The sequence below is a fragment of the Gammaproteobacteria bacterium genome, from assembly GCA_019748175.1.
Lineage (GTDB): Bacteria > Pseudomonadota > Gammaproteobacteria > JAIEPX01 > JAIEPX01 > JAIEPX01.
This window is the reverse complement of sequence record JAIEPX010000007.1, coordinates 1-13,328: the sequence shown is the minus strand read 5'-3', so window position 1 is coordinate 13,328 and position 13,328 is coordinate 1. Positions and strand designations below refer to the sequence as shown.

The 13,328-nt window shown below is 38.6% G+C and carries 15 protein-coding genes; 10 read left to right on the top strand and 5 right to left on the bottom strand.

Going from position 1 to position 13,328, the window contains the following annotated elements; genetic code table 11:
• Window positions 1–152: 152 nt before the first annotated feature.
• Window positions 153–1,418, bottom strand: coding sequence for an MFS transporter (locus K2X50_02970; GenBank protein MBX9586200.1), 1,266 nt, complete (start codon window positions 1,416–1,418; stop codon window positions 153–155).
• 456 nt (window positions 1,419–1,874) lie between these two features.
• Here K2X50_02970 and def point away from each other — a divergent pair, with 456 nt between their 5' ends.
• The 4 genes from def to K2X50_02950 all read left to right on the top strand — a co-directional run bounded on the left by def (window position 1,875) and on the right by K2X50_02950 (window position 4,954).
• Window positions 1,875–2,396 carry a peptide deformylase gene (gene def, locus K2X50_02965; GenBank protein ID MBX9586199.1) on the top strand — a complete coding sequence of 174 codons (522 nt, stop codon included), beginning with the start codon at window positions 1,875–1,877 and terminating at the stop codon, window positions 2,394–2,396.
• A 71-nt stretch (window positions 2,397–2,467) separates the two neighbouring features.
• Window positions 2,468–3,409 (top strand): methionyl-tRNA formyltransferase, encoded by a 942-nt coding sequence (fmt, locus tag K2X50_02960; protein MBX9586198.1) that lies wholly within the window; start codon window positions 2,468–2,470, stop codon window positions 3,407–3,409.
• Between the two features lie 32 nt (window positions 3,410–3,441).
• Entirely contained in the window at window positions 3,442–3,972 is a 531-nt protein-coding gene (gmhB, locus tag K2X50_02955; protein ID MBX9586197.1) for a D-glycero-beta-D-manno-heptose 1,7-bisphosphate 7-phosphatase, read from the top strand.
• Between the two features lie 61 nt (window positions 3,973–4,033).
• Complete coding sequence (locus tag K2X50_02950) at window positions 4,034–4,954, top strand: pirin family protein (protein MBX9586196.1); 921 nt, start codon at window positions 4,034–4,036, stop codon at window positions 4,952–4,954.
• Window positions 4,955–4,967: 13 nt separating this feature from the next.
• Here the strand turns inward: K2X50_02950 and K2X50_02945 are convergent, their stop codons facing one another.
• A complete protein-coding gene (locus K2X50_02945) occupies window positions 4,968–5,660 on the bottom strand; it encodes a glycosyltransferase (GenBank protein ID MBX9586195.1) in 693 nt (230 codons plus the stop codon).
• A 96-nt stretch (window positions 5,661–5,756) separates the two neighbouring features.
• On the opposite strand from K2X50_02945, the gene K2X50_02940 reads away from it, so the two are divergent.
• Window positions 5,757–6,434 (top strand): epoxyqueuosine reductase QueH, encoded by a 678-nt coding sequence (locus K2X50_02940; GenBank protein ID MBX9586194.1) that lies wholly within the window; start codon window positions 5,757–5,759, stop codon window positions 6,432–6,434.
• 6 nt (window positions 6,435–6,440) lie between these two features.
• Here K2X50_02940 and K2X50_02935 read toward each other — a convergent pair whose 3' ends face one another.
• Window positions 6,441–6,719: an acylphosphatase gene (locus tag K2X50_02935; GenBank protein MBX9586193.1), complete on the bottom strand. Its 279-nt coding sequence runs from the start codon at window positions 6,717–6,719 to the stop codon at window positions 6,441–6,443.
• A gap of 259 nt (window positions 6,720–6,978) precedes the next feature.
• On the opposite strand from K2X50_02935, the gene K2X50_02930 reads away from it, so the two are divergent.
• Both K2X50_02930 and K2X50_02925 read left to right on the top strand, forming a co-directional pair.
• Entirely contained in the window at window positions 6,979–7,575 is a 597-nt protein-coding gene (locus K2X50_02930; protein MBX9586192.1) for a hypothetical protein, read from the top strand.
• A gap of 154 nt (window positions 7,576–7,729) precedes the next feature.
• Complete coding sequence (locus tag K2X50_02925; GenBank protein MBX9586191.1) at window positions 7,730–8,323, top strand: porin family protein; 594 nt, start codon at window positions 7,730–7,732, stop codon at window positions 8,321–8,323.
• Window positions 8,324–8,394: 71 nt separating this feature from the next.
• On the opposite strand, the gene K2X50_02920 is transcribed toward K2X50_02925, so the two are convergent.
• Complete coding sequence (locus K2X50_02920) at window positions 8,395–8,760, bottom strand: type II toxin-antitoxin system HicB family antitoxin (protein ID MBX9586190.1); 366 nt, start codon at window positions 8,758–8,760, stop codon at window positions 8,395–8,397.
• Window positions 8,757–9,011, bottom strand: a complete 255-nt coding sequence (locus K2X50_02915; GenBank protein ID MBX9586189.1) for a type II toxin-antitoxin system HicA family toxin — start codon at window positions 9,009–9,011, stop codon at window positions 8,757–8,759. Before K2X50_02915 ends, K2X50_02920 begins: the two co-directional genes overlap by 4 nt.
• Window positions 9,012–9,219: 208 nt before the next feature.
• On the opposite strand from K2X50_02915, the gene K2X50_02910 reads away from it, so the two are divergent.
• The 3 genes from K2X50_02910 to K2X50_02900 form a co-directional block, all read left to right on the top strand.
• A complete protein-coding gene (locus K2X50_02910; GenBank protein MBX9586188.1) occupies window positions 9,220–9,810 on the top strand; it encodes a methylated-DNA--[protein]-cysteine S-methyltransferase in 591 nt (196 codons plus the stop codon).
• Between the two features lie 177 nt (window positions 9,811–9,987).
• Window positions 9,988–10,182 carry a LuxR C-terminal-related transcriptional regulator gene (locus K2X50_02905; protein MBX9586187.1) on the top strand — a complete coding sequence of 65 codons (195 nt, stop codon included), beginning with the start codon at window positions 9,988–9,990 and terminating at the stop codon, window positions 10,180–10,182.
• Between the two features lie 196 nt (window positions 10,183–10,378).
• A partial coding sequence (locus K2X50_02900) for a hypothetical protein (GenBank protein MBX9586186.1) occupies window positions 10,379–13,328 on the top strand: 2,950 nt, incomplete at its 3' end.

The following is a 13,328-nucleotide window of genomic DNA, read 5'->3' as shown; positions in this document are numbered from 1 at the left end:
TAGGGGAGAGAATAGTGATTCTCTCTCCTAAATATATCAAAGAAAGCATCTCCCGGTTTTAAAAGCAACAGCCATTAAGACAGTGCATTGAGTGGCCTAAACACCCAAAATTATTAGCCGGGAGATGTTGCGACCCTCTATCGTTAGATTGCCTATGATTCAATTGATTGAATATCTAGATTGTGATGCTTATGCACATGATTTTTTCTATCCCAGAAAAATAGGATAATTGCACTGAGCATTGCAGCTGCACCAGCAGTAACAAAAGGCACTGTTGCGCCAAATAATCCTAAAGTTCCAGCAGCTGCCGAACTTATTCCAAATGCAGCTGCAGTGACGCTGCTTGTAATTCCCATGATCCAGCCCTGTTCATGTGCAGATACGGCATTTGAACAAATGGTGATCATGATGGAATAAGCTAATGCACTTGGAATTGTCACAATTGCAGTTAACATCCATAAACTTGTTTCGCTAGTTGTAGTAATAAATGATAAAGCTATACCCATCACGATCATCATCACTGCAACGATCGGTTCAAGTCGCATAAATTTAACGAATATGCGAATGATCACAGTTAGCGCAAACGCGAATACCAGGCCTAAATAAGACATATAATGCGCAATTTTAATATTGTTGTAGTGGTACATTTCAACTAAATAAATTGGAATGTACAGAAAATACAGCGCCCATGCGACTTCAGTAAAAAATAATACCAAAGACAACACACGAATTTTTTTATTCGTGAAAGCTTCTGTAAAGACAACAATACCGCGCGCTAAACTCAATTTAACATTAGATTTTGGTTGAGTTGTTTCGCGCAATGTGTAAAGTAATAGTGCTGCATTAAAGATGGCTAATAGACTGGCTGCAAAAAAAGGTGTGCTGAATGTAAACCAAGAGACCAGGTTTTTATCTGCAAAATAACCACCGACTATAGGTCCAAAAATAAAGCCTATACAATTTGCGACGATAATTAAACTCATATTGTGTACTTTATCGTGTTCAGTACTAACATCGGCAATAACGGCTTGTGCAATGGGTTGGCTGCCTGCAAAAAATCCTGCGAATACTCGTCCTATCATTAAAATCCAAACGTTTTTTAAATCCACGCCTAATGCAGAAATTGCAAAGCCTAAAGCGGTGCCACCTAAAGCTAATAAGAGCACTTTTTTGCGACCCATGCGGTCCGATAGATCACCTAAAAAAGGAGCGCCGATGAACATTAATACCGACCAAGATACTAATGTTGCCCCATACCAAAATTGTCGCGTTGCAACAGAACTTCCAACTGGCAAAATACTATCGGTTGTGCCCATAAATAAAGGGCCCAAGATTGGGAATATGATGCCCATGCCCATAGTATCGATAACGAGAACGAGGAATAATGGCGCTAATTTCAGATATTTATTATCTTTCATGATAGAACACTCGGCAAAAATAGTGATAATACTTTCAAGTAGTGCAAAGACTTTGCGCAAAACTGGTAGAAAAACAGTGGCGTGAAAAAAAGAAAAGTTCCTTGCAGAAATTGATCAATCAGCGTGGGTTAAAGATATTACACTGACAAGTGAAAATGTTAGCAAAAAAAAATTCAAAAAACAACTCTTTTTTTGCGTTTTTTATTGATGACATTAATTATGGTGGTATGTTTACACTGAATAAACAAGTGATATTGTTTTATTGTTTACCTTTCTCTCAATATAGTCCGCAGAAGAGAGTGTCATTAGCATTCTTAGTGTTAGACGATTTATCTTTAACTGTGAGATGCTGGGAGATGCCGGGATCCTTGCCATAAGCAGCGCTTATCGGGTATTATTTTGACCTTGTTCGTTCAATATCTCCAGTTCATTATTAGCAATAAAGATGAAGTTATTATGGCAATTATACGAATTTTACAATATCCAGATCCGCGGCTGAAAGCAAAGGCTGAGAAAGTAGAAGTCTTTGATGACGCATTGCAGAAAATCATCGACGATATGTTCGAAACGCATTACAACACCGAAAATTGTGCGGCATTGGCAGCTACTCAGCTGGATTTTAAAAATCCTAAAGCGATCACGGTCATCGATTTTTCTCGCGAAAAAGACCAGCCTTTATGTTTGGTGAACCCTGAAGTTGTTTGGCGGTCGGAAGAGCTATATGACGAAGCAGAAGGCTGTATGTCAGTACCCGGAGGTATTTACGAGACAGTGGGCAGGGCTAACAAAGTCAAAGTAAAGGCGCAAGATCGTCATGGCAAGCCTATTGAATTGGAAGTCGAAGGCTATTGGGCCAAGTGTTTGCAGCATGAAATCGATCACCTTAACGGAAAAATCTTTATCGATCATTTGTCACGGTTAAAACGTCAACGCGTCGATAAAAAGCTTGAAAAGTGGCGCCGCTGGGCTAAGTCTTAACGTGAATTTTTTAAGAGCTATTTTTCGTCGCAGATTATTGATGCAATATTTCAGATTAAGGTTTTTTATCTATGCCCTATAAGATTATTTTTGCTGGAACCCCCGAATTTGCATTACCGGCCTTGCGTGCGTTAATTGATTCAGAGCACAGTGTGTGCGCTGTTTACACGCAGCCTGATCGTCCAGCTGGGCGCGGGCGTCATTTGTCCATGAGCCCGGTGAAAGAATTGGCATTATCTGAGAATATCCCTGTTTTTCAACCGGCAACATTGCGTGATACGTCCGTCCAAGACGAGCTTAAAAAGTGGCAAGCAGATCTGATGGTGGTCGTTGCTTATGGGCAAATTTTGCCTCAGGTAGTTTTAACTACACCAAAATATGGCTGCATTAATGTGCATGCTTCACTTCTTCCTCGATGGCGAGGTGCGGCACCGATTCAGCGAGCCATCATGGCGGGTGATACTCAGACGGGTGTTACCATTATGCAAATGGACGTAGGGCTAGATACCGGTGCTATGCTGATGCGAGAAAGTTGTCCTATTTTAGCAGAGGACACTGGGCAAATTTTACATGACCGCTTAGCGGAATTGGGCGCAACAGCATTAATCAAAACATTAAATGCAATGGAGAAAGGTGATCTTCAATCTAGTATTCAAGATGAATCACACGTTACTTACGCACAAAAACTCAATAAGCTCGATGGGAAAATTGAGTGGGCACAATCAGCATCACAAATAGAACGACAAATTCGAGCGCTTAATCCATGGCCAATCGCTTATACTGAATGTGGCAAAAATCATGTGCGAATTTGGCATGCAGAAATAGTGCCTGAAAAAAACACAAGCACTCCTGGAAAAATTCTTGCGATTTCTCCTGAAGGAATTGATGTGGTAACGGGTGATGGAATATTGCGTTTAAAGATAATTCAAGAAGCTGGTGGAAAACCAATTGCTGTATCAGCATTTGTGAATGCACCACGTGATTGGATTTTACCTGGAAATTTGCTGTCATAATGTGATGCGGGTTAAGTGACGGGAGAGTTGTCATGTTAATTGTTTTGGATCGTGATGGGGTCATTAATTTCGAATCTGATGAATATATTAAATCTCCTGATGAATGGATTCCAATTCCAGGAAGTCTATCTGCTATCGCTTCGCTGAAAAAAGCAGGGCATACTGTAGTCGTTGCAACAAATCAATCAGGAATCGGGCGAGGATATTACACCCATGAAATTCTTGCGGAGATTCACAAGAAATTTCGAGACCTCTTGAAAGAATTTGATTGTGATGTCGATGCCATTTTTTATTGTCCTCATCGCCCTGATGAAAATTGTGAATGTCGAAAACCAAAGCCAGGATTATTTCAACAAATTCATAGTCAATTTAATAATGATTGGTCAGATTCTATCGCTGTGGGTGATGCATTGCGTGATATTCAAGCGGCCAATTCGGTAGGATGCTCATCGATGTTAGTGCGTACAGGCCGAGGAAAAATGACCATAGAAAAAGGGAAGGGCCTTGATGGAATAGAAATTGTGGACGATTTAGAGCAGTTTGCTCGTAAAATCATCGCTTAGTTGATTTGCAGAACTCCAATTCGCATCCTATAATTTAAACAGTGTTTAAAAGGATTTCGATATGGATATCATCCAAATTCCTCGGAAAATCAAGAAGGTCTGGAAGAGTGAGCCCACGATTGAAGGAGCGGGTGTGCATTTAAGGCGCGCTTTCGGATTTCATGAAGTGCCATTACTTGATCCATTTTTATTGTTAGATGATTTTCGTTCTGAAAATCCTGAAGATTATCTTGCCGGCTTTCCGTGGCACCCTCATCGTGGAATAGAAACAATTACCTATGTTCTTGATGGAGATGTTGAACACGGTGATAGTATGGGAAATAAAGGCCATATAAAAGCCGGCGATGTTCAATGGATGACAGCAGGAAGCGGTATTATTCATCAAGAAATGCCTAAAGGAAATCGTCTGGGTCAAATGTTTGGATTTCAATTGTGGGCAAATCTTCCAGCGAAATCTAAAATGATAACACCTCGTTATCGCGGAATTTTTTCAGGAAAAATTCCTGTTGTAAAAACACCTGAGGGTGCAATGGTGCATGTTATTTGTGGGGAAGTGAATGGTACTCAAGGACCCGTGACAGAAATTGTGATTGAACCAGAATATTTTGATGTTGAGCTTCCCGTTGGAACAACGTTTACTCACAGCGTTAAACCGGAACATACCGTGTTTGCGTATGTCGTCGAAGGCGAAGCTTATTTTGATCAATCGCGACACGCTTTTTCTCATGATAGTGCCGGAATTAATTATTTTGATTTTAAACCGCAATGCGCTTGTGTAGATGGAACATTGGTATTATATGAAACGGGCGGTAATCAAATTACCATTGCAGCCGATAAAAAAGCGACGCGGTTTTTGCTGGTTTCAGGAAAACCACTAAACGAACCTATTGCCTGGTATGGCCCTATTGTGATGAACACACAAGCGGAATTACGCACAGCGTTTCAAGAATATCAAGATGGCACTTTTGTAAAAGAACAATAGAGATAAATTTTTTTTATTTGGGATGATCAGCATGAAGTGTTTTTTCACACATCGCAAACCACTCATTCGCATATTCTACGTTTTCGTATTTTTTCCCGAGGTAAGGTCCTCCCAAAGTCCAGTGAACCAGAGCAACATCATTATTTGATTCATGATACCCAACAAGGTGGTTCCATTTTTGGGGTAGGGCACCGATTTCAGAATCATATTTGATCCATTTAAATTGATGCAGCTCATGATAATCTGCGACATTCAAATATTCAGGTGTGAGTTGAGTACATTTTGAATTATTAAACAACATTACGCTTGACCAATTAAATCGGGGAAATGAGGGAATCGTATTTCCAAGAAAAGTATGCGACCCTTTAATTTCAGGATGTTGAACAACCATGACTGAATGCGATGGATTTTGCAATTTCCATAAATTGGCGATATCTTCGCGAATTAACATATCCCCATCTATAAAAAGTCCCCATCCTTTAAAATCACAGAGATACGGGACCAAAAAACGGGTGAAAGAAAAATCGGTTAATTGTTGGGGGTCGCGTTGTCTATCAAAAATCGATTTGAGATTACTGAGCCGTAGTGGAGTGATGCTCACGGGGACACTGCTGTGCTCCATGATGCTCTGAGCGCAAACGTGATATGTGACTGTCTCACGGCTGTCATAGCCTATAAAAATTCGGATCGGTTCTTGACGGCTCATGTGATCGCTCCAGAGTGATAATATAGAGTATGATTATACTAGAATATGTCTTGGAAGGTCTATAGAATGGGCATAGTTTCATTAGAGAGTAATGTTATGACGGAATCAACAGAGAATATTTCTCGAGAAAAATTAATGCTGCCAGCAGGTAAGAAAAAGTTGCTATTGCATTCTTGTTGTGCGCCCTGTTCAGGTGAAGTGATGGAAGCGATCATCGTGTCCGGAATTAATTTCGCCATTTATTTCTATAATCCTAATATTCATCCTCTTAGAGAATATGAATTACGCAAAGATGAAAATATTCGGTTTGCTGAAAAATATGGCATACCTTTTGTCGATGCCGATTATGATCGAGATGATTGGTTTAAACGCGCGAAAGGAATGGAGCATGAGCCTGAGCGTGGTATTCGTTGTACTATGTGTTTTGATATGCGTTTCGAACGCACTGCGCTATATGCCCATGAAAATAACTTCGATTGTATTTCAAGTTCGTTAGGAATTTCTCGATGGAAAAATCTCGATCAAATTAATGATTGTGGAGAACGAGCTGCAAGTCATTATCCTGATCTTGTGTATTGGACATACAATTGGCGTAAACAAGGTGGATCTCAACGCATGTTAGAAATTTCAAAACGTGAGAATTTTTACATGCAAGAATATTGCGGTTGTGCATATTCATTACGAGATACCAATGCGTGGAGAGTAAAAAACGATCGACCGAAAATTAAACTCGGAGAAAAATTTTATGGCATCGAAATTCAAAATGAGACATAACAATTTTTAAGTAAATACAATAACGAACTCACTGGCGTTTTCTACGGGGATGATTTCCGAGGTCACTGATTTTACTTCAGCTTTTCTAGGTCCTTCCCATAACCACGCTTCGAATATAGATATTTTTTCTGGTGTTCCAAATGCAAAACATTCAACATGTCCTTGAATATCATTTCTAACCCAACCTGTAATTCCCAATTCTTGCGCTTTAGTGCGTGTGCTATCTCTAAAAAATACCCCTTGGACTTTTCCTGTGACAACGAAGCGTTTTCCAATTCTTTCCATTTTCTCTCCATGATTGAGTTGATTCGCGATAGGTGTCAGATCTATGATCAATATATTCATATCCTTCAGCTAAAACATTTTAAACAAGTAAAAGTATTGATCTTAGATCTGACGCTATTCTCGCCCATTGGAGGCTGTTCATCAACAATATATAGGAGTATACTTCGGCGCGGGTATATCACGTACTAGCCATAGATCTAGATTCTTCTGAATCGTTATGGGCGTGATCCGAACATTACTTGAAAAAGGAGTTCAAACAGTGGTTAGAGTTATTTTAAGTGCCATTATCGGTGGCCTTTTAGTTTTTGCGTGGAGCATGGTGTCGTGGATGGCCTTGCCTTATCACACGCAGTCGATTTATCAATTTAAAGATGAAGCAGCAGTAACCAAGTTCATCAAAGAGCAGGCTGATCATTCTGGTATCTATGTACTACCCTTTGTTCCAGGTGACACACTGTCAAAACCGGCTGATGAACAACAAAAGATTTGGGAAGAAGTACAAAAGAAACAGCAAGCAGGTCCTATGATGTTTGCTTCCGTTGCATTAAATGGCTCTGAAGTGAGTATGAAGCAATCTATGATTTATGGCTTCATTTTGCAAGTTGTTGGCGCTTTCATCATCAGTTTAATTCTCTGGGGTTTCTGTTGCTCAGGTTATTTTTGCCGGTTGTTCACCGTTGTTTCAATTGGTTTACTCATTGCATTGCTTGGTAGCGGTCCGGGCTATATTTGGTGGAAATTTAGTTTGCCATTCACTTTAGCGTGTGCGGCAGATGCATTGATTGGTTGGTCAATTGCAGGTCTATTTATGGCTGCAATCGTAAAACCCTGTCGTTGTAAAAAAGAATCTCGTTAATTAAAAAGGGGGGGGTGATTCCCCCCTTTTTTTTCTTTCGCTCATATCACTTATTTCAATCTCTTTTGTAATTTCATATTTTGTTAAAATTTTCGACTTTCAATTCGGAGTATGATAATTTACTAACCTCAAATTTTTAAAATAAGGAAATATTATGACAATGATGAAATTCTTACCTACAGTGGCCGCAAGTTGCGCACTGATGCTTTCTTCGACTGGTTTCGCGGGAATTTATCTCGGTGGCCAAGTGGGCTATGCGCATGAAGAATATAATATGAAGGCTTTTTTTGATAAACAATATTCTAATAATGAAAGTGTGGGGCGTATTTATGCTGGCTACCAGTTTACACCTTTTATGGGTATCGAAACTGGATTTTCTATGATTTCTGAAGCGAAATTACCGAGAGATTTCGGTGAAGTCTCCACGGCAAATTGGGATTTACTATTAAGTGTCGGTATGCCATTGGGTGCTACGGGATTTAGAATTGATCTCAAAGGTGGCGGCGCTTACGTGATGACTGATTTTGATGCCAGTGATGTCGCTAAACATCACCATAATTTGGATGATGATTCTAAAGGTGAATTTAAACCGGAAATCGGAGCAAGCCTGAGTTTTAATCTGAATGAATATGTTGCAATCGATGCTTCGTATTTGCATATTTATGACGACCCTCGAAGTCGCAGATTAAATACGCCTTGCACTGATATGGCGATGGTTGGGTTGCGATTGATATTCAGCGTCCTCTAAGTAAAGCTGAAGGGGGTAGATCTAAGTTTGATGGGTTCTTACAGAGCGCATTAAACTTAGATCTGCCCCCTTCAAGTCTCTTGAGAAGCTGCTGCATTATGATTTGTATCGCACACTTGTTTTAATATTCGACAGATAAAATTATTAATGCTGACATTTTCATTCTGAGCAGCTAATGCAATGCGCTCATGTAATTCACTGCCCACTCGAACATTAAAGGATCCTTTAAAAGGTTTTTCAGGGACAATTTTCTTTTTTCTGCACATTTCTAAATAATCGTCAACGGCTTCTTCAAAAGCTTTTTTAATGCCAACTGCATTCGTGCCTTCGTATGAAACAAGAGCTCTTATGAATTCCAATTTCCCATAAAAAATTAGAGCTTCAGAATCAAAATGAACTGAACCATAATAATCTTTGTATTTCATAATGTCTTTCATATTTGCTCCCTTTCTCTCAATGCTTCAATAATTTGCTTTAACTGATATTCTTTTAACGTGGATCTTGGATGTGGTTTATGTAAACTAATCGGCGGATGTGGCTCATGCACAAACCTGACTCTAGAACCAATGGTTTTACCAGCCTGTGTTTCTTCATAGCCCAAAATATCCAGCAATCTTGTTAATTCTATCCAGCTAAAATCTTTAGGCTTTGATAGGAAACGTTTCTTTAGCTTGTCGCTTTGAGTCATATTTTTGGTTTTACCTGATCAAGCCATAGCTAAAGAGTAGCATAGGCAGTTACATAAAGCAACTAAATTTAGTTGCAACTTTTGGTCTATGTGTTATTGTAGCTAGTCTGAATAAAATTAATATGCGTACTTGTAGATGAATTGGGCTTGACCCGTGATTGTGTTGGGAATTAGACTGCTAATAGGTTTAAAAAGAGAGATTTAGGTCATGTTGGATTGTAAATTGACCAGTGAATTTGCAGATGTTATGACAAAAATATTAATATTTTCATCTCCAAAGAAACATCAAGTTATTCTGAATGTATCTTGCTTTGATACTCCTTTAGGTCCTATGTTAGCGATTGCTGATGAAAAAGAATTGTACGTTTTAGAATTCTTTGAGAGACGAGGATTGCAGCGTGAAATTGAAAGACTTTGTCTTAAAAATAAATGCGCAATAGTATCTGGAAAAACTGATCCTATTACTTCTATTGAGTCTGAATTAACATCCTATTTTTCTGGAAAGCTACAAATATTTAAAACTCCGCTTCGTTTGATGGGCACACCATTTCAAAAAAAAGTGTGGACTGAATTAATGACCATTCCTTATGGTGAAACGCGTAGCTATCTCGAGCAAGCAAAAGCTATAAAAAAAGAAACTGCTTATAGAGCTGTTGCGAATGCTAATGGAGCTAATCAACTTGCTATTATTATTCCGTGCCATCGAATAATAAATAATAATGGTAATTTAGGTGGTTATGGCGGTGGTATTGCTCGAAAACAATGGCTTCTTGAGCATGAAAAAAAGAATAGTGCATAAACATTCTAATATGCTTTTGATTTTTATAAATCACAGTGAAATGTGACAAGGCATAAGAGTTTTCCCACAGCGAATAGTGCAATCCACTTACGGGACACTATATTGACCCATGTAGAGTGATTATTTAATCTGGAGATTCATTATTACTTAGTTTAATTATTTCCAGGAGAAAATAATATGTCAACACAACTTCACGAGCATTTCAATGATTTTATGCTGACTCCAACCGAGCGACATTTTTTGAAATTATTGAATGAAGGGAAAACACCGCAGGATATTACAGATCTGCTCGGCCTATCTCGATTATCAGTGGATTTTCATTTTAAAAATATTATTCAAAAATTTAAAACCTTGATGGTAACTACAGAATAGTCAATGAGGTTGCTGTAGCCTGGATATTGCATAATCCAGGCTAGATAATGTTGCTAGGCCCAATGCAGCAAGTGTAGGGGTAACGCCCGCCTAGCCCCAACAATTTTTTCCACTTTATTAATAGTAATAAATTGTATTATATGCTCAATTATGGTATAAATATGGCCATAGAACCATAATCAGATGAGCAAAGACCATGAAGATGCTGGAATACGGCCCTCCTAGCGAAAATACGCAATCTCCCGTAAATATTATTCAGATCCTGGAAGAGCACTTCAGCTCGCAGCATGAGCGAAATCTGATTGGCAGCGATATTATTATCGGTCTGATTAATGTGACGATCGGGTATATAGGAAAAGAAGTCATCTTAGTTAGTGAAACAGTCAAACTATCTTGGCATCATGTAGAGCTTTATTTGAATAAGCATGTACCCGATGGGCATGATTTGTATTATCTCATTGATCATAATTTTAACACGATGTTTTCTAAGCTCCCTGATATGAACTCATCAGGGTTACACACACTTTTTTTCACAAGTGACCAGATTGCTTTAGCTTATGTTGACTTTTTAAAACCGATAATGCTAATAAGAAACACTGAATATCCTAAAGTAATTAATCGTATAGAAGTGGAGTTAACAGAAGAACAATTTTTATTTTGTCGCAATTATACAGTAAATAAAGTAGGAAAAATCGTCCGACGAAATTTACAGTCAATACTCAATTATAACATGCTATTAAAAACATTACGAGCCGATGAATTTGATTTTAGTCTTCAATTTATTTTAGGTATTATACCCGGTGATAATGAAACAAGGCGCTTACAAAATTTGCGTCCATCAAACCGTCAAGCTTTTACGATAACTCCAGATGGTCACGTTGTTCTGAGACTCGATAAACAACCGTTGTACACACAGGATCAAAAAAAAGGCTTTTCTCAAAATCAATCATGTACATTAATTGATGATGAAGCCCTGAGTCCCGCATTCGGTTTTACTAAGGACAGAAATTCTAAGCTCTATGGTTTAATGACTGACGTCAAAGATGCATTAATAACTAGGCTTTTGATGAAGGATTCAGGTACCGTATCGCGCATATTTGATTTTAATGATGCTAATAATGCTATGAATAGCAACGCTTATAATTCTTATAAGTCAAAAACATTTTTTTCTAGAGATCAATTAGAAGATTTTAAAAATAAAAACAAATGTAAAAGACAAGAGCGAATGAGTACAAACGAAGTATTGGCACGGTTACGGTTTAATATTTACAGAAGTGTTGTATGCATTTGTGCAGATACTTTAGACGCAAGGTTGTTAGCCTATGATTTTGCTCAAGAACTACTTGAGCACTACTCGGAGGCTGTAGAAAAATCGGGGGGCACTTTAAATCCGCATTTCAAAATACCTATTATTTTTTATCTTCAAAAAGATTCTTCTAAGCATGAGTTATCGGCATATTCTGAAGAGATGCGAAAAAATGATCAGGCTACGGCATTGGGGATATACAATAATGCCGTAGTAAGACAGCAACTCTACAGTATTCATGACTATGAATTTCTTTTGGGTTTGCCAGATATAACGCTTGAAATTTTAATGGAGTCAGTAAAGGGTGTTCCGTTGGCGCTTACCATGATGAGAAGTGGGTATGTGCGTATGTTGACGCGATTGTTCAGAGTTTCACGTCATCACTCTCTTTGCGATGATCTCGTTGATGCTCTTACAAAAAGTGGTTTTGTGCAACAGAATGATGTGGCTATTTCGCAGCTCATTTTGGCTGAACAATTTGATATGGCAGATCATTTAATTACTGCAACTAACTCCGCCATTAGTAAATTACCGCTACGTAGTAGTTTTTTAGTTGCACATCTGCAAAATAGTGGGAATCCACGTCAAATAAAATACGCCATCCTCAAAAATACATTGAATTCGACCTTGATATTGAATAGTAAAAACTGGGTTCTCATTAAACTATATCTCAAAGAATTTTTGACACTTCCTCAATCTTTTTTGGGAGAGTTATTGCGACTCGCTAGTATAGCGCGTGAGCATAATGCAGTCGGTTTTTTATTAAAGAGAGGTGCGCCCACGACTACTCTATCGTTACCCGCAGAGAGTGCGGAGTTAGAAAAGAAAGCTGAAACAGTAGGTATGGCTCCTATTAGTATTGCTGCAAAGAATAAAGATTGGGATTTGATATTACTGTTTACTCAGTATCCTGCGGATATTGAGGATAGTTCGCAATATGGTTTTGCGTTGCTAGTATCCATGAGCCACAACCAGCGTAATCTTGCAAAATTGCTATTACTCGCAGGTGCTAAACCAACATGGCGTGCGACTGGTTGTCATAAAGGGTATGAGCTCAAATCTGCGTTATGGTATGCGATATTTTATGGTTTCAATGAGTTGCTCTCTGACTTCATCGAACATGAAAAGTCTTATCAAGATGAATACTCTCTCGAGCGATATGCGCTAGCAATGGAACTCGCATATGACCAAGGGAATCAGCATGCAATCGCTATTCTTCAAGAAAATGGAGAGTCACGGAGCCTCATTGATTCTGATTATATAGAATCTAGTATCTGTTTGCGAGTCTGCTACGCGCTAGTGCTTGAAGGAATACCTCAAGCTGAGAAACGCTTAATGAGATATTGTCAGCAGTACCAATTATTGGCTAAAGAGCCCGATCAGATCACAAGCTCGCAAAGTTTCAGGCTGAGTATGTTTTCAAATAAAACAAAATCTCGCTCTGACATCCTTGTGATGAAAGGGTTGCGAATAATATTGCCTCACATTATTTTAACCGCCATTGAATTCCCGGTTGCTTCACAAGATATGGTTTTGAAATCTACTGTGAAATGGTTATTGCAATGTAAAGAAATTTCACTGTTTGGCTATATCATCGGTTCATCGGCTATTGAAGAGGTTCTTACTGTTGGGCGCATCATTATTAATACCATATTAGAGGATCTTTCAAGCGATAACATAGAGATGGTTCGAAAGATCATTAATACTTTTTTTTCTAAAGGTCTTTGGCATGAATTATGGGCATCATTGCTTAATGCAGCCCTGAATGACCTAAAGTCTATTAAGGATTGGCATGAGCGAATTGATAATAAGGCCCTGCTTCTGTATGAACTTAGCCCAT

What these genes read in the sequence shown, in the direction of transcription:
- K2X50_02910 (MBX9586188.1), top strand. Translation starts at nt 9,220, where the DNA reads ATGTTGGATTGTAAATTGACCAGTGAATTTGCAGATGTTATGACAAAA.
- K2X50_02940 (MBX9586194.1), top strand. Translation starts at nt 5,757, where the DNA reads ATGACGGAATCAACAGAGAATATTTCTCGAGAAAAATTAATGCTGCCA.
- K2X50_02950 (MBX9586196.1), top strand. Translation starts at nt 4,034, where the DNA reads ATGGATATCATCCAAATTCCTCGGAAAATCAAGAAGGTCTGGAAGAGT.
- K2X50_02915 (MBX9586189.1), bottom strand. Translation starts at nt 9,011, where the DNA reads ATGACTCAAAGCGACAAGCTAAAGAAACGTTTCCTATCAAAGCCTAAA.
- K2X50_02905 (MBX9586187.1), top strand. Translation starts at nt 9,988, where the DNA reads ATGTCAACACAACTTCACGAGCATTTCAATGATTTTATGCTGACTCCA.
- def (MBX9586199.1), top strand. Translation starts at nt 1,875, where the DNA reads ATGGCAATTATACGAATTTTACAATATCCAGATCCGCGGCTGAAAGCA.
- K2X50_02920 (MBX9586190.1), bottom strand. Translation starts at nt 8,760, where the DNA reads ATGAAAGACATTATGAAATACAAAGATTATTATGGTTCAGTTCATTTT.
- K2X50_02945 (MBX9586195.1), bottom strand. Translation starts at nt 5,660, where the DNA reads ATGAGCCGTCAAGAACCGATCCGAATTTTTATAGGCTATGACAGCCGT.
- fmt (MBX9586198.1), top strand. Translation starts at nt 2,468, where the DNA reads ATGCCCTATAAGATTATTTTTGCTGGAACCCCCGAATTTGCATTACCG.
- gmhB (MBX9586197.1), top strand. Translation starts at nt 3,442, where the DNA reads ATGTTAATTGTTTTGGATCGTGATGGGGTCATTAATTTCGAATCTGAT.
- K2X50_02935 (MBX9586193.1), bottom strand. Translation starts at nt 6,719, where the DNA reads ATGGAAAGAATTGGAAAACGCTTCGTTGTCACAGGAAAAGTCCAAGGG.
- K2X50_02970 (MBX9586200.1), bottom strand. Translation starts at nt 1,418, where the DNA reads ATGAAAGATAATAAATATCTGAAATTAGCGCCATTATTCCTCGTTCTC.
- K2X50_02925 (MBX9586191.1), top strand. Translation starts at nt 7,730, where the DNA reads ATGACAATGATGAAATTCTTACCTACAGTGGCCGCAAGTTGCGCACTG.